Source organism: Pseudomonas sp. Z18(2022), from assembly GCF_036346535.1.
Taxonomy (GTDB): Bacteria; Pseudomonadota; Gammaproteobacteria; order Pseudomonadales; family Pseudomonadaceae; genus Aquipseudomonas; species Aquipseudomonas yamanorum_A.
Window position 1 is genome coordinate 1 of record NZ_JAOTOA010000001.1, and the last position, 20,743, is coordinate 20,743.

General features: G+C 60.6%; 18 protein-coding genes and 1 pseudogene. 7 read left to right on the forward strand and 12 right to left on the reverse strand.

Going from position 1 to position 20,743, the window contains the following annotated elements:
* The 3 genes from V3W39_RS00005 to V3W39_RS00015 all read left to right on the forward strand — a co-directional run.
* Positions 1-1,333: RHS repeat domain-containing protein (locus V3W39_RS00005; RefSeq protein WP_330211855.1), on the forward strand; the 1,333-nt coding region annotated here is incomplete at its 5' end.
* The gene (locus V3W39_RS00010) at positions 1,334-1,699 is read left to right on the forward strand and encodes a hypothetical protein (RefSeq protein WP_177122031.1); all 366 of its coding nucleotides are present in this window, start codon (positions 1,334-1,336) and stop codon (positions 1,697-1,699) included. It abuts the gene before it with no gap.
* A 166-nt stretch (positions 1,700-1,865) separates the two neighbouring features.
* Positions 1,866-2,282, forward strand: coding sequence for a contact-dependent growth inhibition system immunity protein (locus tag V3W39_RS00015; protein ID WP_310503561.1), 417 nt, complete (start codon positions 1,866-1,868; stop codon positions 2,280-2,282).
* A 610-nt stretch (positions 2,283-2,892) separates the two neighbouring features.
* On the opposite strand, the gene feaR is transcribed toward V3W39_RS00015, so the two are convergent.
* From feaR to V3W39_RS00030, 3 genes are all read right to left on the reverse strand, one after another.
* Positions 2,893-3,846: a transcriptional regulator FeaR gene (feaR, locus tag V3W39_RS00020; protein ID WP_177078332.1), complete on the reverse strand. Its 954-nt coding sequence runs from the start codon at positions 3,844-3,846 to the stop codon at positions 2,893-2,895.
* A gap of 117 nt (positions 3,847-3,963) precedes the next feature.
* The gene (locus V3W39_RS00025) at positions 3,964-4,548 is read right to left on the reverse strand and encodes a DUF3156 family protein (protein ID WP_330212305.1); all 585 of its coding nucleotides are present in this window, start codon (positions 4,546-4,548) and stop codon (positions 3,964-3,966) included.
* Positions 4,529-6,028, reverse strand: coding sequence for an APC family permease (locus V3W39_RS00030; RefSeq protein WP_177048700.1), 1,500 nt, complete (start codon positions 6,026-6,028; stop codon positions 4,529-4,531). Before V3W39_RS00030 ends, V3W39_RS00025 begins: the two co-directional genes overlap by 20 nt.
* A 217-nt stretch (positions 6,029-6,245) precedes the next feature.
* Between V3W39_RS00030 and V3W39_RS00035 the strand changes: the two genes are divergently transcribed.
* On the forward strand, positions 6,246-7,574 hold the full coding sequence (locus V3W39_RS00035) for a hypothetical protein (protein ID WP_330211856.1): 1,329 nt from the start codon (positions 6,246-6,248) through the stop codon (positions 7,572-7,574).
* A gap of 171 nt (positions 7,575-7,745) precedes the next feature.
* Here the strand turns inward: V3W39_RS00035 and V3W39_RS00040 are convergent.
* A pseudogene (locus V3W39_RS00040) lies at positions 7,746-8,222 on the reverse strand (flavin reductase family protein); the annotation flags it as partial.
* A gap of 59 nt (positions 8,223-8,281) precedes the next feature.
* A complete protein-coding gene (locus tag V3W39_RS00045) occupies positions 8,282-9,451 on the reverse strand; it encodes a p-hydroxyphenylacetate 3-hydroxylase oxygenase component (RefSeq protein ID WP_177048697.1) in 1,170 nt (389 codons plus the stop codon).
* Between the two features lie 228 nt (positions 9,452-9,679).
* Here V3W39_RS00045 and V3W39_RS00050 point away from each other — a divergent pair, with 228 nt between their 5' ends.
* Positions 9,680-11,167 (forward strand): aldehyde dehydrogenase family protein, encoded by a 1,488-nt coding sequence (locus tag V3W39_RS00050; protein ID WP_330211857.1) that lies wholly within the window; start codon positions 9,680-9,682, stop codon positions 11,165-11,167.
* A 135-nt stretch (positions 11,168-11,302) separates the two neighbouring features.
* Here V3W39_RS00050 and V3W39_RS00055 read toward each other — a convergent pair whose 3' ends face one another.
* The 6 genes from V3W39_RS00055 to V3W39_RS00080 form a co-directional block, all read right to left on the reverse strand.
* Entirely contained in the window at positions 11,303-12,913 is a 1,611-nt protein-coding gene (locus tag V3W39_RS00055) for a gamma-glutamyltransferase family protein (protein ID WP_330211858.1), read from the reverse strand.
* A 25-nt stretch (positions 12,914-12,938) separates the two neighbouring features.
* Entirely contained in the window at positions 12,939-14,030 is a 1,092-nt protein-coding gene (locus tag V3W39_RS00060) for a polyamine ABC transporter substrate-binding protein (protein ID WP_330211859.1), read from the reverse strand.
* A gap of 20 nt (positions 14,031-14,050) precedes the next feature.
* Positions 14,051-14,830 carry an amino acid ABC transporter ATP-binding protein gene (locus V3W39_RS00065; RefSeq protein WP_330211860.1) on the reverse strand — a complete coding sequence of 260 codons (780 nt, stop codon included), beginning with the start codon at positions 14,828-14,830 and terminating at the stop codon, positions 14,051-14,053.
* 2 nt (positions 14,831-14,832) lie between these two features.
* Positions 14,833-15,609: an amino acid ABC transporter permease gene (locus V3W39_RS00070; protein WP_177115499.1), complete on the reverse strand. Its 777-nt coding sequence runs from the start codon at positions 15,607-15,609 to the stop codon at positions 14,833-14,835.
* Between the two features lie 12 nt (positions 15,610-15,621).
* A complete protein-coding gene (locus V3W39_RS00075; RefSeq protein ID WP_177078346.1) occupies positions 15,622-16,428 on the reverse strand; it encodes an ABC transporter substrate-binding protein in 807 nt (268 codons plus the stop codon).
* A 74-nt stretch (positions 16,429-16,502) separates the two neighbouring features.
* Positions 16,503-17,171: a GntR family transcriptional regulator gene (locus V3W39_RS00080; protein ID WP_177078348.1), complete on the reverse strand. Its 669-nt coding sequence runs from the start codon at positions 17,169-17,171 to the stop codon at positions 16,503-16,505.
* 328 nt (positions 17,172-17,499) lie between these two features.
* Here V3W39_RS00080 and V3W39_RS00085 point away from each other — a divergent pair, with 328 nt between their 5' ends.
* Positions 17,500-17,805, forward strand: a complete 306-nt coding sequence (locus V3W39_RS00085; protein ID WP_177078350.1) for a DUF6482 family protein — start codon at positions 17,500-17,502, stop codon at positions 17,803-17,805.
* Entirely contained in the window at positions 17,802-19,343 is a 1,542-nt protein-coding gene (locus V3W39_RS00090) for a cryptochrome/photolyase family protein (protein ID WP_330211861.1), read from the forward strand. Before V3W39_RS00085 ends, V3W39_RS00090 begins: the two co-directional genes overlap by 4 nt.
* On the opposite strand, the gene V3W39_RS00095 is transcribed toward V3W39_RS00090, so the two are convergent.
* Positions 19,335-20,615, reverse strand: coding sequence for an MFS transporter (locus V3W39_RS00095; protein ID WP_259198435.1), 1,281 nt, complete (start codon positions 20,613-20,615; stop codon positions 19,335-19,337). The genes V3W39_RS00090 and V3W39_RS00095 overlap by 9 nt on opposite strands.
* Positions 20,616-20,743 lie beyond the last annotated feature (128 nt).

The following is a 20,743-nucleotide window of genomic DNA, read 5'->3' on the forward strand; positions in this document are numbered from 1 at the left end:
ACTCGACCGCCTGACCCGCGCCGACCATTCGTACGACCTGCAGGAGCGCTTCGTCCACGACCCGGCCGGCAACCTGCTGATGCAAGACCGCGTAGGGCCGAGTGTGATCAAAGGCAACCGCCTGTTGATGCAAGGCGACCGTCATTACGACTACGACGCCTTCGGCAACCTCCTGCGCGAACGTCGGGGCCGAGCCCAGCAACTGGTCACCGAGTACCACTACGACTGCCAGCATCGACTGATCAGTGTCATCCAACCCGACGGCATCCACGCCAGCTACCGCTACGACCCATTCGGTCGGCGCATAGCGAAAACCCTCGAGGGCCAGACGACAGAGTTTTTCTGGCAAGGCGACACGCTGATCGCCGAGCACAGCGCTGATCATCACCAAAGCTATATCTATGAACCCAACAGCTTCCGCCCGTTAGCACTGCTACAAGGCTACGGCCCGGAAGCCGTAAAACCCTTCCACTACCAACTCGACCACCTCGGTACCCCACAAGAACTCACAGCACCCGACGGCGAAATCGTTTGGTCCGCCCACTACCGCGCCTACGGCCAAATCGCGAAGCTGGACGTCAATACCATCACCAACCCACTGCGCTTCCAGGGCCAATACTTTGACCCGGAAAGCGGGCTGCACTACAACCGCCATCGCTACTACAATCCGGACGTTGGTCGCTATCTGACGCCTGATCCGGTGAAACTGGCGGGTGGGCTGAACGGATACCAGTACGTACCCAACCCGACGGGGTGGGTGGATCCGTTGGGGTTGAATACCTGTCCGGGGGCGAACGGTTGTAAACCGGATGTCGGGGTTGGAGATCCGACCGAAAAAACTACGGTTAACGAAGGCCAGCCTGCTTTACCTCGTCTGACGCAGGCCGAACGACGCGCACGAATTGATGAGCTTGGCGAGGCGAATGCATACCGCCGTCTTGATGAACTTGAACAAGCAACACCCGGAGCGCATTTTCTGGAAAAGCATGGGGCGCAGACGTCGCTAGCTTCCCAGTTGGAACGTGTAATGACAGCTAGAAACCCTACTACTGGTGACATTGAGAGATACGTTAGAGGTTCGAATAGGGGGCAACCAAGACTTCCTAGCGCCGCGACTCATTTTGTTAGCCATAGAGACCAACTAAATGCAATTCACCGCGCACAACTCATATTTAAACTCACTAACATATCGACATCCAGCAAACCGATGGACATGAAAAAAATTATTGGTGAGGGATATAAAAAAGACGGCTTCGAGTATGGAAAACAGACAAAAGCAAGAGTAATACTAGACCCGCACGGACAACCCATCACTGCTTACACGGAGTTTTAAATGAAGTTTTCACCAGACCTCCAAATCACCAGAAACCTGCTATTTACCTATTGCATCGAAAACTCGGACGACATAGAAAGAGAAGACTTCATCGTCTCAAAAAACGTCAATGACGACGGAGAACTCTCTGAACTTTTTGACAAACTTACAAAGCCTGTATTTTTTTCATACAAAGTCGATGAAAGGCAGTGGCATATAGACACACTCAAATACTTCTTAAAAACCAATGATAGCTTCGATTCCGTATTCTATCTTTTCGACACTTACTTTGAAGGCGAAATAATTGACAGAAAACAGTTTATGAGAACCTTGCTCCAGTGCCTTGTGCGCTACCAAGTTGAGTTTACTGAAAGACCACCTACATAAGGCATTGCAGACAAACCTATGGGGTAGAAAAACAGTGACAACCTCACTCGTCCAAACCACTGCTTAACCGCCTTTCAATCTTGACAACAATAAAAACGAGGGATACCCTACTTAAGTCAACCCTATGAAATTAGTCCTCTTGGTAAAAACTGAACAAGACCAAACAATGAGCCCTGCATTAACTATATTGCAACAATTTTTAGGTGGCTATTTTAACCAGGACTGGGTCTACGAGCATGACTCCGCAGATGAAGTAATTGACTCTTTTATAAACGAATCAGCCCCCGAGACATTATGTCAAGTAAGACAGGAAATCATTGAACTCCTAGCCGTTCAAAATACAGAGATAGACCTTCAACAAAACCTGTTCTGCGAACAGTACTGTTACTACCACTACCTCCACGAGTGGACATCAGGGCAACTGTGGCTTGAGCATGTCATAAGAAAGCTCGACGCGGCACTGACTGAAAGAACGGAAAAAGGAGGAAAGATTGAGAGAATAAATGGTCCCCTGTACCGCCCACACACTATCTGCTCCCACCTCGTTTCCAGAAAATTCTTCAGCGGCACTTCAAACCGCTGACTAAATGCGCCGAAAACTATACATAGGCATACCCCACGACTCAACAGAGGCAGGGGAATTATCGGAAAAGACAAAAGATATGTAACATTAATGACAACAAAGAAAACTTATCATTTATGCTAAAAAATCAGGACCCCTAAACCGCTTACACGGACTTTTAAAAATTAAATTAAAACCCAAACTTTCGATCATTAGAAGCTTACTATTCACCTACAACATCGAAAACACTAAGAACCTCGAGCGGGAGGAGATAATAGTCTCCAAAGACGTCAATGACGACAAACAACTTGCGGAGTTATTTGACGAGCTAACCAAACCTGAATACATCCTATATGACAATGAAGAACGGCAATGGTATATCGACACACTCGATTACTTCCTGAACACTGGCGAAACTTTCGACTCCGTCTTCTACCTATTTGACACATACTTCGATGACGAAATTTCCGACCAGCGCCAATTTATGAGGGTTTTACTCGGGTGTTTGATCCGATACCAGGCAGAAGCCACGGAAAGTATTAAATAGTCAGAAGCCATTAACGCGGACAACAGCAAAGGGGGGGGACTTTCATAAAGCACTCCCTTCCTCTCTCGCATCCCCCCTAAAATTTCACCCCACCTGCTGCAACCGCCCAGCCCGAAAATCCTTCGGCGACACTTCAAACTGCTTCTTGAACGACCGGCTAAAGTGCGCCGAATCCGTAAACCCCCACTTATACGCAATCGACGTAATCGACTCGCTGCGCAAAAACGGGTTGGTCAAATCATCCGCACTGCGCTTCAACCGCGCTCGCTGGATGTACCGGCACACGCTGTCATCCTGCTCCTCAAACAACCGATACAAATGCCGCACCGAGATGTTCAACCGACTCGCCAACCCCACCGGGCTCAGCCCTGGCTGGGTCAACGATTCATCAATCACTTTCTGCACATAGCTGCGCAGATTGCTGCCCTGCAACCCGCCACAATCATCGCGTTCATCATCCTCTTGCTCAAACGCCGAGCCCAGCAGCGAGACAAACGCCGACTGCAACGCCTGTCCCTCACCCACCGCGCCTTCGCCGTTGAGCGCGTCCTTGCAGAGTTGGTCCATCAGCACGTGCAACATGCGCCCGCAGGCTTTGCTCGAGGAGATTTTGCCGAAGGTCTTGGGCTGGTTGCCAAGCTGTTTGCACACCTCTACGCGGGACAAGGACAGGGACGCGTGTTCGATCAGCCCGAACGGGGTGATGTCGATGGAGCCCACCGAGTCCATCAACAGTAATTCGCCGGGGGCAAGTTGCACGCTCTGGCCGTTTTGGGTGATCTGGCAGTAGCCGCTGCGCTGGCTGACGAGGAAGCAGTTCTGGTCGTCATCGTGGTCGGCGCGGGTTTTCGGGCGCTTGATCAGGCCGGCGTTGGTGCGCAGGTTGGCCAAAGGCAAACCGCCGCGGGAAAAGGTGGTGATGCTGCCGATGAACAGCGAGCGGTTGAAGGCCAGTTCTGTGTCGAAGTGACCGCAAACCGCGCGCAGATCCCGGGTCCAGCGATCCAGCCCGTCTTGCCCAATCTGTTGCATGCTCATGGTTGTTTCCACCTTGGCTTTTTGTTTTTGTCGGGCAATAGTTAACATGTTATCTATATGCGCGCAACAAGTACGTGTCTGCCAAGGTGGTTGCACTATTGATGCCAAATCCCGCGATCAGTGGGCCTGTAATGCGCGCTGGAAACCGCTCAGAGCGTCCAGCAACCAGGCGCGCTGGATGCTGCTCAAGGCGATATAGCGCCGGAACGCCGGCATGCGGTTGACCACCTCGCTGCCGCCCATATGCTCAAGCCGCACGCACCACTGCTGATCCGCCAGGTCGATGCGCAAACGCTTGAAGTCCAGCGGCATCAAGGCCCGATGCAATGCACTGCCCTCCTGCAATTCAGTTTGCAGAACGCCTAATAGCGCCTTGTCTCCCGACCGCTGCCGACAGCGGATTCCGGTGCGTCGAACGGCCCCGGTGTGGTGCAGTTCGAAGCTCGCCGTGCCCTGCTGCGAGGCAGGGATGCGCAGCACGAATTCGGTCATCACCAGGTGCATCAACAGCTGGGATTCGGTGCGCTCCACGATCTCTAATTGCAACCCGAGGTCGCCCAGGGCAACCCGGGCCGTGGTAGGGCCGCACACCTCATAACCGGCCAGGCCAAGGTTACGTCGCAAGTGCTCCAGCGTAACCCCGGGCCGATACCCGGCAGGCGCACGCCGGGCGCTGAACAGCTCAGACAGTTTTTGCAGCATGGCTGACATACCCGTTGTGGGACTGACCCGGCTCATGGGCGAACTCCTTGGCCAACACCTCTTCCACCGAGGCAGGCTTGAATGGATTGACCTTCTGCACCACCAGGGTCCAGAACAGCGCGTACGCCGCCGTGCACCCGAGCATCACGCCAAAGGGAATGTAGATGTCGGCAGGGTTCATGCCCGGCGGGGTGATAAACCACATGCCCAGCAGGATGCCGATGCTCGACAGAATCTGCGGCAGCGGGAAGAACGGCGAACGATAAGCGCGAGGCAGATCCGGCCGGCGAATCCGCAAAATCACCACCGACAACGTCACCAGCAGGTAAGCAAAACTCCAGGCACACACCGCCGCCAGCACCAGGTGCATGATGTTGTCGGTGTTGCCCCCCAGGTACAGCGCGTGCAGGCACGGGATCAGCATCGCCACCAGGATGCACAGCAGCGGCGTCTTGAAGCGCGGGTGCAGGTAGGTGAAGACCTTGGGCAACGCGCCGTCGACCGCCATGCCATACAGAATCCGGGGCACGCCGGCCATCAGGGTGTTGATGGTCGCAGCGCCGGCAAACAGAAAGCCGATGCCCAGCCACATCGGGCCGATGCTGCCCATCACCTGCTCGGCGAATTTCGGGATGGCCATCGGCGTGTCCAGCAGGTGCACGCCGCCCGCCGCGTCGATCAATACGTTTTCCACCTGGCGCTTCATCGCGGCGCCGTAGATGAACATGCACGTGGCCACGCCCAGCAGCCCCAGCACCATCGCCCTGGGCATGACCTTGGCCGAGTTGCGCAGGTCCGGCGCCAGCGGCGTGACGAATTCACAGCCAACGAACATGAACATCGCCATGCCCACCAGCGACAGGATGGTGATCAGGTCGGTGCCCACCAGGGACTCACCGAACCAGCCGTCCAGTTGCACCGCCGGGGCCGCGATCAGGCCCAGCACGCCGAACACCATCAAGGTGGTCCACATGCCGAACGTGAGGATGATCTCCGCCCGGCCGAACGCACTGACACCAAACGCATTCAGCACCCCGAACACGATCACGAAACCCACTCCCAGCAGCCACGAACCGCCGGCGGATTCCGCCAGGGTGTTGAGGTGCTCGAAGTTCACCAGCGCCATCACCCCGGACAGGATGGTTTCGGCGGTGCCGGCAAACACATGCACGATCAGGTACGCCGACAAGGTGCCGGTGATCGCGAAGAACCGGCCCATGCCGCAGTTGATGTAGTCGTAGACCGAACCGGTGGTGGGCAGGATCGAGGCGGCTTCGGCGAAGGTGGTCGCCTGGGCCAGCATCATTACCACCGCGATCAGCATCGCCACCGCGAAGGCGCTGCCGCCGATGCCAAACCCCATGGTCGCGGTGAGGATCACCGGGCTGGCCATGATCAGGCCGATGGTGCTCGCCAGCGCCGTGGGAAAGCCCACCGTGCCGCGTTTCAGGTGTTCGGTGAGCCGGTCGTTGATCGACATGGTGCGGATCCTCAAGAAGCGGATTTTTAGAAGTATTGGCACTCTGCGCCCCGCCCTGGCTGATCGTCTTGCTCCTGGCTGCCGCCGGTTTTGTTGCTGCCTGCCACCGCCCCGCCGCTGGCGGCCTGGGACAATTGCCTGGCACGCAGGGGAAAGACTTGGCCCGGCGGCGCTCGCCTTAATGCTCCCTCAATTCACCTTGCTGGGGACTATAACAATGCAACACACACAACAAATCCGTCACCTGTACAGGGCCATCAGCCTGGGCATCGCCCTGACACTCATCGAGTCATCGGCCCAGGCCTTCGAGCTGTATGCCGATGACGACACCCACGTCACCGGCAACTTCCTGGCGGTGTACGGCCTGTTCAACAGCCGCAAGAACTACGACGGCACCACCGGCGGTTCAACCTGGCGCGAAGGTTTCATCAAGTATGGCTTGAGCATCGACCAGCGCTTCGGCGCCCTGGGCAGCGTGTATGGCACCGCCAATCTGGTCAGCTCCGGTACCTGGGGCGACGGCGATGCGTCCGGCGTGACCACCGGCAGCGAGCGCACCACCAAGTTCGACGAAGCCTTCGCCGGCTGGCGCTCGGGGGAGCTGTTTCCGGCATTGGGCAAGGATGGTGTGGACCTGTCGTTCGGCCGCCAGGTCATCATGCTCGGCGACGGTTTCATCATCAACGACGACGGCCCCAACCTCGGCAAAGGCGTGGACGACGGCAAGTTCAACCGTGGCGGCGCCTACTACATCGCCGCGCGCCATGCCTTCGATCAAACTGCCGTGCTACGCCTGGGTGGCAAGGACGGCGTGCATGGCAGCGTGATGTGGATCAAGTCCGACAACCGCGCCCAGGCCAACACCGAAATGGCCGCCGGGACCCTGGACTACACCGCTGCGCCCGGCACCCTGGGGTTGACCTATATCCATGGCATCAGCGTTGACGACCGTTACGCCAATGACCTGCAAAAACAGCGCGCCGGCATGAACATCTACAGCCTGCGGGGCGCCGGCAATGCCGGGATCGAGAACGCGCACTTTTCCTTTGAATACGCCTGGCAGGACAAGGACGCTGGCCCGGAGAAGGCCTGGTACACCGAGGGTGGTTATAGCTTCGCCGCACTGCCCTGGTCACCGGACCTGACCTACCGCTACAGCCGCTACTCGAAGAACTGGGACGCGATGTTCTCGGGCTTCAACCGAGGCTACGGCACCTGGGTGCAGGGTGAAGTGGCCGGCAATTACTCGGGGCCGTTCAATACCAACACCGAGGTGCAACACGTGGCGTTGAAGGTCAAGCCGCTGGGCAGCGTCACCCTGGGCGCGCTGTTCTTCGACTACAAGACGTTGAGCAAGGGCGGCATGCTCAACCTCGATGGGCGCGAACTGGACCTGTACGCGGAGTGGGCGGTGAACGAACACCTGATCGTCACGCCGCTGCTGGGTTTGTACAAGCCGAACAAGGATGAGAGCAACGGTGGTAATCAGGTGGGTGGCAATGGCACCAATCTCTATAGCCAAGTCACCGTGGCCGTGCCGTTCTAGCGCAAATCCAACGAGCTGATGAAGATCAAATGTAGGAGCTGGCTTGCCTGCGATGGCATCACCGCGGTGTCTCTGATGTACCGAGGTGTCTGCATCGCAGGCAAGCCAGCTCCCACATTCAAGCGGCGTCAGTCCTCTAGAGAGGCGTTCGCCCTACGGTTGCCGCTCTTCGATCCGCGCATACGCCCCCTGGTGATAAAGCAACGGCGCACGACCAAAATCATCAAACGCCACCACCTTGCCGATCATGATCCAGTGATCGCCGCCATCCACCTGCTGGTACTTCTCGCAGTGAAACCGCGCCGAGCAATCGGCGAAGACCGGCGAGCCGCCCTCCCCCGGTTCGAATTCGATTTCGGCAAAACGATCATCCCTGGGCCGGGCAAAGTTGTTCGACAGGTGGATCTGGTCGGCCGCCAGCACGTTGACCGCAAAATGGCTGGCCTGCTCGAATACCTCGTGGCTGTTGGAGCGTTTGTCGATGCTCCACAACACCAGCGGCGGGTCCAGGGACACCGAGTTGAAGCTGTTGGCGGTAACGCCCACCTTGCGCCCGCTGGCGTCAGCGGCAGTGACCACGGTGACGCCAGTGGCAAAGTTGCCCAGGGCCCGGCGAAAGGCACGTGGGTCGAAACTGTTATCAGACATGCAAGACTCCCGGACTGCATCAACGCGCAGTCCTGATTGTTGTGATGGCCGGGTCGGCGTCAAATCATGCTCGGATCAGGCTCAAGCCCCATCAGCTCGCGGCCAAGAATCTGCGCGCACACGTCGTAGTCGGTGTAGGCGTGGGCGCCGGTCATATGGGAATCGCGGAACAGGCGCTGCATCTCGTTGTGCTCGAACCACGCATTGCCACCGGCGGCCTCGAACAAGCGGTCCACCGCCTGGATGCACATCTTGGTGGCGTACGCCTGGTTGGTGCGCCAGAACGCCAGGGTCTCGCGGCTCGGGTAACGGTGCTGTTCGCTGTGTTCGGCGTGTTCCTGCCAGGTCTTTTCCAGGAACGCCCGGGCAGCGGCCACCTGGTGTGTCGACTCGGCCAGGCGCATCAACGCCGGGGTCGCGGCGCCCACCGCCGCACCGGTGTAGGCACGCACGCGGGTCTTGGTTTTTTCGCGGAACACCTCAAGCATGCGCTCGGCCACGCCCAGGCTGACGGTGGAGAAACCACTGGCGAAATACGGCCGGTACGGCGAGTAGAAAATCTTGCTGTCGGGGTACAAACCAAAGCCGGCGGACTTGCCTTCCATCATGTCCCGGGCTTTCTGGATGCGGTGTTCGGGCACCAGCACGTTGTCGATGATCAGGGTCTTGGTGCCGCTGCCTTTCATGCCGGCAGCGAACCAGTCATCGCGAATCTGATAGTCGCTGCGGGGCAGGACCGCGAAGCAATAGTCCTGGGTGCCCTCGGCGTTTTTGCGACGGAAGCCGACAATCGCCCACTCGGCGTGATCGCAACCGCTGCTCCAGCCCATTTCACCGCTGAACAGCACACCGCCTTCAACCTCCTCGGTACGGCCAAACGGCGCGATGCTGCTGCTGGCGGTGGCATTCGGGTTATCGCCCCAGACTTCCTGCTGCAGCTTGGCGGGAAACAGCGCCAGTTGATGGCTGTGGGTGCACAACAGGCTCATGGCCCAGGCGGTGCTGGCACAGGCGCCGGCCAGCAAGGCAATGCAGTCGGCAAATTGCGGCAGGGAGATTTCCATGCCGCCAAAGGGTTTGGGTTGAAAGGCACGGTGCATGCCGATGCTCTTGAGCAGCGCAATGTTCTCGTCGGGGACTTTGCGGTCCTGCTCGGCCTGGAAGGCGTTGGCAGCGATGGTCGGCAGAATCGCCTTGAGGTCTTCGAGGAGCGGGTTTGGCTTTTTCATGGACGGCCCTGCTTATTATTGGATGTCCGGCTGGCGTTCAAACTCAACGAACGGCGCTGGATGTGGGGCCAGTATGGAGCGGGCAACACCCGCGGAAAATGCACCTTCCACAGCCAAGATTGCACTTTCCACAGGCCTGGCAGCCACAGACATATCGCTCGGCAGGCACAGACAAGCCCGGCTCGCCCAGGCTGGTTAACCTCGGGCTTTTGCGAGCAGGAACATCCCATGAGCGATATTGCGCTGCTGCCTGAAGTCCACGCCTTCCTCCGTCGAAACCATGCCTTGTTTATCGACGGCGGCTACGTGCCAAGCCATTCCAGCCAGACCCTGGACGTGATCAACCCGGCCACCGGCGAAGTGATCGCCCAGGTGGCTGACGCCGACCTTGCCGATATCGACGCGGCGGTGGAGTCCGCCCGGCGCGGCTTCCGCCAATGGTCCCAAGCCGCACCGGCGACACGCGGCAACGTGCTGCTGAAACTCGCCGACCTGCTGGAGCAACACCGCGAAGAACTGGCCCAGATCGAAACCTGCCAGTCGGGCAAGATCATCCAGATTTCCCGGGCCTTTGAAGTGGACCAGGCCGCGCACTTCCTGCGCTACTACGCCGGCTGGGCCACCAAGATCAGCGGCCAGACCATCACCCCGTCGCTGCCCTCCTTTGCCGGCGAACGCTACACCGCGTTCACCCTGCGTGAACCGGTGGGCGTGGTGGTGGGCATCGTGCCGTGGAATTTCTCGACCATGATCGCCATCTGGAAACTCGCCTCGGCGCTGGTGACCGGTTGCAGCATCATCATCAAGCCCAGCGAGTTCACCCCGCTGACCATCCTGCGCATCGCCGAACTGGCCATCGACGCCGGCCTGCCGGCGGGCGTGCTGAACGTGTTGACCGGCGGCGGCCACGTGGGCAAAGGCCTGGTGGAGCACGCGGGCACCGACAAGGTCTCGTTTACCGGCTCGGTGCCCACCGGCATCGCCGTGGGCCGCAGCGCCATGGGCGCCGGGTTGACCCGGGCGACCCTGGAACTGGGGGGCAAGAATTCCGCCGGGTTCCTGCGGGATATGGACCTCGACAAGGCCGTCAACGGCATCATCGAAGCCGGCTTCCTGCACTCCGGCCAAATCTGCGCGGCGGCCGAACGCTTCTTCGCCCACCGCTCACAGATCGAGCCGATCATGGACAAGCTGGCGCAACGCCTGAGCCAGCTGAACATCGGCTCGCCCCTGGATGAGCGCACTGAATTCGGCCCGGTGACCAACCGCCAGCACCAACAGAAACTCGAATGGTTTTTTGCCAAGGCCCGCGCCGAGAACAACACGATTGTCCACGGCGGCAAGCTGATCGACCGCCCGGGCTGCTATGTGGAGCCCACCGTGATTCTCGCCAACACTATCAACGACACCCTGCTCAACGAAGAAACCTTCGGCCCGATCGCCACGTTCTTCCCCTACGACACCGAGGAAGAGCTGCTGGAACTGATGAACAACACACCTTACGGCCTGAGCGCCAGCCTCTGGACCAACGACTTGAGCAAGGCCCTGCGCATGGTACCGGCGATCAACGCGGGCACGGTGTGGGTGAACATGCACACGATGCTCGACCCGGCGGTGCCGTTTGGCGGCAACAAGTCTTCGGGAGTGGGCCGTGAGTTTGGCGGGGCCTTTATCGAGGACTACACCGAGCTCAAGTCGGTGATGATTCGCTACTGACCGGCATTCGTCAGGCGCCTGAACGCCATCCACTGTAGGAGCTGGCTTGCCTGCGATGCAGACAACTCGGTTTTTCAGATACACCGAGGTGATGCCATCGCAGGCAAGCCAGCTCCTACAGAAAATCGGGTGCGCCTACCACACCGCAATATGCGAATCCGTCCGGGGCTCGGTACCTCCCCACAGCACACCGCTGGCCGGGTCCCGCAGGATGATCTGCCCGCGCCCGTAGTCCGTCAGGTCGCTGGCGATCTGCACCTGATGCCCGCGCCGGGCCAGGGCGTTGGCCAGGTCCCGGGACGCGCCCTGCTCGATGCCGACCTTCATATCTCCCAGCCATTGCCAGCGCGGTGCGTCGAGGGCCGCCTGGGGGTTGAGGCCGAAGTCCACCAGGTTCATCACCATTTGCACATGGCCCTGGGGCTGCATGTAGCCGCCCATCACGCCGAATGGCCCGAGGGCCTGGCCATTCTGGGTAAGGAACCCGGGGATGATGGTGTGGAAGGTCTTTTTACCCGGTGCCAGGCAGTTGGCGTGGGTCGGATCAAGGCTGAACTCCTGCCCACGGTTCTGCAGCGCGATGCCGCTGTCGGGCAGCACCACGCCGGAGCCGAAGCCGTGGTAGTTGCTCTGGATAAACGAGACCATGTTGCCTTCCGCATCGGCGGTGGCCAGGTACACGGTGCCGCTGGCGTGGGGGTCGCCGGGCTTGGGCGGTTGGGCCTGTTCGCCGATCTGGCTGCGACGCCGGGTGCTGTAGTCATCGCTGAGCAGGTCGGCCACCGCCACGCGCATGTGCGCCGGGTCGGTGATGTAGTGCAGGCCGTCGCTGTAGGCGAGTTTCATCGCCTCCAGTTGGCGGTGCCAGGTTTGCTGGCTGTCACGGTGATCGAAGCTGAAGCCTTCGAGAATCTTCAGGGCCATCAGCGCCACCAGGCCCTGCCCGCTCGGCGGGATTTCCCAGACGTCGACGCCGCGATAATTGATATGGATCGGCTCCACCCACTGTGCGCGGTAGCCGCTGAGGTCGCGGGCCCGCAGGTAGCCGCCGGTGGCCCGGGAATGTGCATCCAGGCGCTCGGCCAGGGCGCCGCGGTACAGGCTTTCGCAGCGGGTATCGGCCAGTTCTTCAAGGGTTCTGGCCTGGGCCGGGTTGCGGAAAAGCTCGCCGGCCTGTGGCGCTCGGCCGTCGATCAGGAAGGTGTCGAACCACGCCTCCAGCACCGGGTCGCGGTGGGGCGTGAATTCCTCCAGAGCGACCTGCCATTGATGGGCAACCACCGGCGACAACGGAAAGCCGTCCCGCGCCAGGCTGATGGCCGGTTGCAGCAACTCGGCAAACGGCAGTTTGCCAAAGCGCTGCGACAACTCGGCCCACGCCGACGGGCAGCCCGGCACCGTCACCGGGGTCCAGCCATACAGCGGCATCTGGGCATGGCCCGCGGCCTTGACCGCCTCGATCGACACCGCCGCCGGCGCGTGCCCGTTGCCGTTCAGGCCATGCAACTGGCCCTTGCACCAGACCAGCGCAAACGCATCGCCCCCCAGGCCGCAGCCGGTGGGCTCTACCACGGTCAGCGCCGCCGCGGTGGCGATGGCGGCGTCGATGGCATTGCCGCCCTTTTGCATGATCTCGATGCCGGCCTGGGCAGCCAGGGGCTGCGAGGCGGCGACCATGCCGCGCCGGGCAAATACGCTCTGGCGCTGGGAGGGATAAGGGTATTCATGGGCAGACATTTTCAACATGGCAAAGGCTCTTCAAAACAAGGATTCATTGGCCGGATTTGACCCGGTTCCATTCCCGGGTCATCAGGCGCTGGATGGCTTCCGGCAGGTCGGCGGAAACGAAGGTGTGGCTGATCACGTCGTCACCGGGATAGATGCCCGGGTTGCCGCTGACTTTCGGGTCCATCAGCGCAGTGGCGTCTTTGTTGGGGTTGGCGTAGCCCACGTAGTCGCTGATGGGCGCGATCACGTCGGGGCGCAGCAGGTAGTTGATCAGGGCGTGGGCGTTGGCCACGTTGCCGGCGTCCTTGGGGATCGCCAGCATGTCGAACCACAGGTTCACGCCTTCCTTGGGAATCAGGTAGCGGATGTCGATATTCTTGCCCGCTTCCTTGGCCCGGCTCCGGGCCTGCATCACGTCGCCGGAATAACCGATGGCCACGCAGATATCACCGTTGGCCAGGTCGGCGGTGTACTTCGACGAGTTGAAGTAGGTCACCGAAGGCCGCAGTTCCATCAGGCGTTTCGAGGCTTGCTTGTAGTCGTCGGGCTTGACGCTGTTGGGGTCCAGGCCGAGGTAGAGCATCACCTGGGGAATGATCTTCACCGGCGCATCGAGAAACGCCACACCGCAGCTTTTGAGCTTGGCCAGGTTGCCGGGTTCGAACACCATCGACCAGGAGTCCAGCAGCGCATCCTTGCCCAGCACCGCACGGACTTTTTCCTCGTTGTAGCCGATGCCCACGGTGCCCCACATATACGGCACGGCGTAGCGGTTGCCGGGGTCGGCGGCTTCCAGGCGTTGCATCAGCCGCGGGTCGAGGTGCTTCCAGTTATCCAGCAAGAAGCGTTGCAGCGGCTGGTAGGCCCCGGCGCGAATCTGCTTGGACAGGAACTGGCTGGACGGCACCACCACGTCATACCCCGAGTGCCCGGAGAGCAGCTTGGCTTCGAGCATCTCGTTGGTGTCGAAGATGTCGTACTGGACCTTGATGGCGCTGTCTTTCTCGAAGTTTTTCAAGGTATCGGGCCCGATGTAGTCGGACCAGTTATAGACCTTCACCACCGGGTCGGCAGCCTGGGTCATAGGGACAATCGCGGCGCAGCACAGGGCCGCGAACAAGCTCGATAAGCGCATGGTGAATTTCCTTGGGAGGGTCATAGCACACGGCTGAGAAAGGCCCGGGTACGGGGATGGCTGGGACGGCTGAAAATCTGTTCCGGCGGCCCTTGTTCGATGAGTTCGCCCTGGTCGAGCACCACCACGCGGTCGGCCACTTCACGGGCAAAGCCCATTTCGTGGGTCACGACCACCATGGTCATGCCCTCCTCGGCCAGCTCTTTCATCACTTGCAGCACTTCGCCCACGGTTTCCGGGTCGAGGGCGCTGGTGGGCTCGTCGAACAACATGGCCTGGGGCTTCATGGCCAGCGCCCGGGCGATCGCCACCCGTTGCTGCTGCCCACCCGAGAGCATCGACGGATAGTGGTCGGCCTTGTCTGCCAGGCCTACACGCTCCAGCAGGCCGCGGGCTTGCTCCAGCGCGGCGGCACGCGGCACCCCGAGCACCTGGATCGGTGCCTCGATGATGTTCTCAAGGGCGGTCATATGGGGGAACAGGTTGAAGCGCTGGAACACCATGCCGATGTCCCGGCGCTGGCGGGCGATGTTGCGTTCCGAGTCCCGCACCATGCTGCCGTCGGCGCGTTCGCGATAGCCCATGGCCCGGCCGTTGACGCGGATGCGCCCGCCCTGGATGTCTTCCAGCAGATTGATGCAGCGGATAAAGGTGGTCTTGCCGGAGCCCGAGGCGCCGATCAGCACCACCACTTCGCCCCGGCGCACTTGCAGGGAAATGCCCTTGAGGATCTGCAACCGGCCGAAGGACTTGTGCACATCCAGCGCCTCGATGATCAACTCTTCACTTTTGTGCGCCATGGTTAGCGTCCCCTCAGCAATTTCAGGGTGCTGCGACCGAACATCCGGCTGGACGCCGGCGGCGGCGATGAGGGCCGATCCGACTGGCCGAAACGCGCCTCCAGCCAACGCTGGAAAAAGCCCCAGAGCGTGGTCAGCAACAGGAAGTAGATGGCGACCACCAGGTACAACTCGAACACCCGGAAGGTGGCCGAGGTGACCATCTGGGTACTGAGCAACAGCTCCTGCACGCCGATCACACTCACCAGGGTGGTGTTCTTGAGCATCACGTTGAACTCGTTGCCCAGCGGCGGGACGATCACCCGGAACGCCTGGGGCAGTACGATGCGGCGCATCAGCTTGGCGAAGCCCATGCCCAGGGAACGTCCGGCTTCGTATTGGCCCTTGTCCACCGCGCCGATGCCCGCCCGGATGATCTCGGCCATATAGGCGCCTTCATTCAGGCCCAGAGCGATGATCGCCGCCTGGATATTCCCGGGAATGACCAGGCCGAACAGGTCGATATCCTCGAAACGGAAAATCCCGCCCGCCGCCAGCGCCGTGTACAAAAACACGATCTGCACCAGCAACGGCGTGCCGCGCATCAGCCACACATAAAAGCGTACCGGCAGGTGCAGCAGCGGGTTCTTCGACAGCCGCAACAACGCCGCCGCCAGCCCCAACGCACAGCCCAGCAGCATCGCCGACACCGCGATCAGGCAGGTCAGCCAGAGCCCGGTGAGGTACACCCCGCTGGGCTGCAGCAGGTACTGCCAGAACACATCCCAATTGAAGTTCATCGCGGGTTTGCCTCAGTCGAGTGTGTCGCTGCTGACATGCCACTTGTTCAGCAACTGGACGTAACTGCCGTCGCTGCGCATGTCGCTCACCACTTGCTGCACCGCGGCGCTGAGCTGCGGGTCATCCTTGCGGATGCCCAAGCCTGTGAGGATCCGGCTGAACGCCGGCACGCCTTCCTGGAACAGCTCCGGGGCCATCGCGGCGTAGTAACCGGCGGTCTCCACGGTGGTGCCATAGGCGTCCACCTGGTTGATGCGCAGGGCCTGGAAGGCATCGGTGTCGGTGTTGTACACCACCAGTTTCATCGGTGGCTTGCCGGCCTTGGCCAGGCTGTCGTTCTGGGCGTCGAGCAGGGTCTTGATGGTGGAGCCGTTAAGCACCGCCACCTTGTGCCCGGACAGGTCATCCAGCGCCTGGATGCCCTTGGGGTTGCCCTTGGGCACCACCACCGACTGGCTGGAATACATGTAGTTGACGATGTCGATCACTTGCCGCCGCTCGGGCTTGTCGAACAGCTGGTCGACGATCATGTCGCACTGCTGGGCCAGCAGCGCCGGTACCAGCCCGGAGAACGGAATCACCCGCCACTGCACCTGCTTGTTCCCCAGGCGCTTGGCGATTTCCAGGCCCAGGTCGACGGTCAGTCCCCGGGGTTTCTGGGCTTCGTCGAAGGACACCAGGGGCGGTGAATCCATCCCTGAGCAATACACCAGTTTGTCGACCTTTTGCAGGCGCTCCGGCACCTGGGGCGCAGCAGTGGCCCATTGTGTGCAAAGGCCCAGGGAGACAGCGACCAGCAAGGCGCGGCGTTTATGCATGACCAGACACTCCACTTCGTTGAACAACGGGGGCAGGACTCAAAGTCAAAACACGGGCGGGTTGAAACCCGCTTCTATTTTTCCGTTTGCAGGAACTGAATCAGCGCCGGCACGGTGCCTTCGATGTGTTCGCGCACCACGGCTTCGGCGCGGTCGGCGTCACCGGCACGGATCGCATCGAGGATCACCGCGTGTTCCTGGCGGGCACTCAGGGGTTTCTCGCCGTGTTGCAGCCATAGCCGCATCGGCGCCTCTACCAGGGAATACAGCGCCGAGATCTGCTTCATCAGCCGCGGGCGGCCGCTGAGGCTGCACAGGTATTCGTGAAAGGCGCGGTGCCGGCTGACCCACTCGGCGCTTTCATCGCGGTAGTCGTCCATCTCGTCCAGCAGCCGCTCCAGCGCGGCCAACTGGCGCTCGCCGATGCGCCCGACCGCCACGCGCACCGCGAGGCCCTCGAGCGCGCTGCGCATCTCGAAGACTTCGTGTAATTCGTCGATATCCAGGCCACTGACGATGGCACCCCGGTTGGGCCGCAAGGTCACCAGGCCCTGGGCATCCAGGCGGCGAAAGGCTTCGCGCACCGGCATGCGGCTCATGCCGATCTCGCTGGCGATGTCTTCGGCGATCAACCGGTCGCCCTTGCGGTAGCGACCACTGCAAATCGCGTCCAGCAAAAAGGCGTAGGCCTCCTCCTCGGCGGTCAGCGGCTGGCGATCAACGTAAGCGGGAGCGAATTGCATGGGCGGCACCTTTTGAATTTTTGTATCCAATTATCCACAAATGCAAAAAAGCAGTTTGCGTGCCAGATTGGCGGTTAAAGGTTTAAGTGATTGATTCAGATGGAGTTGGAGGGCGCCATTTCACGATGCGCAAACGGTGCATCGCAGGAAGCTGCTACCAAATGGCCCAGGGAGCGCGCCATAAATGTGCAGGTCAGTAGCAGGAGCAGCCGGGAGGCTTCTCAAAATACCTGTACAAAATTAATTTTGTGTACAAGTATCAGGTATAGCGTCCGCTGTATCACGCCCGTACAGGGAGAACGCAATGATCCGTCTATTGGAGTGAACCGTGAACCTGCATGCCCTGACCAAACTGGCCACTGACGGCAAGGTACGTGAGATGGAACTGCTCTCCCTGGAAGGCGGTTTCTATCTGGCGCGCGTCCGGCTGGACCACGGCCAGTTCACGCTGCTGGACGCCGCCGCAAAGCCCATGCACTTTCGCTCCGTCAATCACCTGCGTGACGTGTTGCAATCAGTCCCGGCATTCCCCTGCACCCTGGTGCATCAGTGCGTCCATGATGAAATGTGCGGCCGGCGTGAAGGGCCTATCGAGCCACTGCGCACACCGTTTTCCCTGGAAGTGCCCTGGTGATCCCTCCAGTTCGAAATCTGTGCCTGGTGCTGGGCGACCAGTTGTCGTTTGACCTCGCCTCGTTGAAGGGGCTGGATAGCCAGCGCGACGCGGTCTTGATGGTCGAGGTGATGGAGGAAGCCAGCCATGTACCCCACCACCCGCAGAAAATCGTCCTGGTCTTCAGCGCCATGCGCCACTTTGCCCAGGCGTTGCAGCAGCGCGGCATTCGGGTGCAGTACGTCACCCTGGATGACCCGCAAAACACCGGCTCGGTACCGGGCGAGTTAAGGCGCTGGCAATCGCTGATGCAAGCGCGTGAAGTGCACCTGACCGAATGCGGCGACTGGCGCCTGGAGCAATCCCTGAAAGACTGCGGCTTAGCGCTCCAGTGGCACGCCGACAGCCGATTCCTGTGCAGCCGCGACGAGTTCGCTGCCTGGGCAAGCGGCAAAAAACAGCTGCGCATGGAGTTCTTCTACCGGGAGATGCGCCGCAAGAGCCGGCTGTTGCTCAACGGTGACGGGACGCCGGTCGGCGGCGCCTGGAACTTTGATGCAGACAACCGCAAGGCCCTGCCCAAGGGAACCAAGGCGCCCTACCCGGCGCGCTTCAGCTCGGACTCGATCACCCAGGACGTGTTGGCGCTGGTGGCTGAACACTTCAGCAGCCACTACGGCGCTCTCGACACTTTCGATTACCCGGTGACCCACGCCGATGCCCTGGCACTCTGGGATTACTTCCTGGATTACGGCCTGGCGGGCTTCGGCGACTACCAGGACGCCATGGCCAGCGACGAGCCGTTTCTGTTTCACGCCCGTATCAGCGCGGCGCTGAACATCGGCCTGCTGGACCTGCGCCAGCTGTGCAGCGATGTGGAAGCGGCCTATTGGTCGGGCAGCATCGGGCTGAATGCCGCCGAAGGTTTTATCCGCCAACTGATTGGCTGGCGTGAATACGTGCGCGGCGTCTACTGGCTGAAGATGCCGGACTACGCCGCCGGCAATGCCTTCGGCAACAGCCGCCCGCTGCCGGAGTTCTACTGGACGGGCGAGACGCAAATGAACTGCATGCGCCAGGCGATCGGCCAAAGCTTGAAACACGCCTACGCCCATCACATCCAGCGGCTGATGGTCACCGGCAATTTCGCCCTGCTGGCCGGCATCGTGCCCAGCCAGATATGCGAGTGGTACCTGGCGATCTACATGGACGCTTTCGACTGGGTCGAACTGCCCAACACATTGGGCATGGTGATGCATGCCGATGGCGGCTACCTCGGGTCCAAACCGTATTGCGCGAGCGGCCAATATATAAAGCGCATGTCGGACTACTGCCGCGACTGTGCCTACAAAGTCACTGAAAGCACCGCTGAGAATGCCTGCCCGTTCAATTCGCTTTACTGGCACTTCCTGATGCGCCACGGCGACCGGCTGCGGGGCAATCAACGCATGGCCATGCTGTATAAAAATCTCGATCGCATGCCTGAATCCAAACAGGACGCGCTCTGGAACCGGGGCCAGAGGTTGCTGGCCAAGCTGGATGCGGGTGAATCACTCTGACAGGGTGACCCGCTGTTTCCCGGCCCGCTCACCGAGCAGCATCAACCCACCGCCTGTGAGCAGTAGGCCCGCCGCGATAACAATGTAGTCACCGTACACATCCGCGCCTTGCACGAGGTTGAGCGTCTGGGAACACGCCAGGGTGCCGGTCAACGAAGCAATGGCCAGCACCGGCGTCACCGTCGCCGACACCCGGCCCATATACCCCGCCGGCACGGCCTCTTGCAGCATCGGCCCCTGCACCATGGCAAACACCGAAAAGCACAGCCCGCAGCAGAACATCAGCGCCCAGGCCAGGTAAAACGGCGGATGCAACGCGTAGCCCAGGTAGCTCAACCCCAGGCACAGCAGCGCCACGGTAAACGCCCGGCGAATGCTCAAGGCCCTCAACAACGGCCGCACCAGCAAGGCCGCCACCAGCCCGCCGACGGGGAACGCGGCGAGCACCAGGCCATATTCACGCGGGCTCAGGCCCAACGTTTTGAAGGCATACAACGACAGGACGACGTTGTTGATGCCGAGGGAAACCCCGTACAACGCCACACCGGTCAGCAGGGTCCGAATCGACGGGTGCCCCCAGCAAAACCGCAGGCCGTCCAACAGTCCACGCCAGAATGAGGCGCGCTCGACCGGTAATGCGGCGCGCAAGCCCCGGGTGGCCACGATACACAGCGCCGAACAGCTGAACGCCAGCACATTGATCAGCAACGCCCAGATCGGCCCCACCCACACAAACAAGGCCGGGCCCACGGAGGCTGAAAGCACCGAAATGCCGGTCAGGGAAAACATCGTCTTGGCCGACGCTTCCACCCGACGCTCAACGGGAATGATCACTTGCATGATCGCCTGGCGGGATGGGTTGAAGAACTGCGCGGCGCTGCTGTTCAGCACCAGCAACAGCAGTACACCGGCGAATACCTGCATCGGGTCCGGTCCGGACAGCGAATAGATCAGGATAAAGATCAGGAAGTTGATAACCCGGATCGCATCAGCCGTGATCATCACGTAGAGCGCAGGCAGGCGATCGACCCAGGCGCCCGCCAAGGGTGCCACCAGCACCCGCGGAAGCGCCGATGCCGCCACCGCCAGGCCAACGGCGCTCGGCACAAAGGCGCTGTCACGGAACAGGTCGGTCACCAGCCAGACGATGACCGTGCTCTCCAACACAAACTCGCCGAAGGACGAGAGCGCCTGGCCCAGCCATAACAATGAAAAATTGCGGCTGATGAAAAACCCGGCAAACCGGTGTGTCCCCTGCTTCGTCCTGAACACCATCGCTTCCCTGTGCGAAACCCTGTGAAATTTTCCGGCCGCTGCGAATTGTTGTGAAGCCGGCGATAAATGGCCAATTGCCCATGCTAACGTCGGCGCCGATGTCATCCATTCCATTGAGGGAGCAG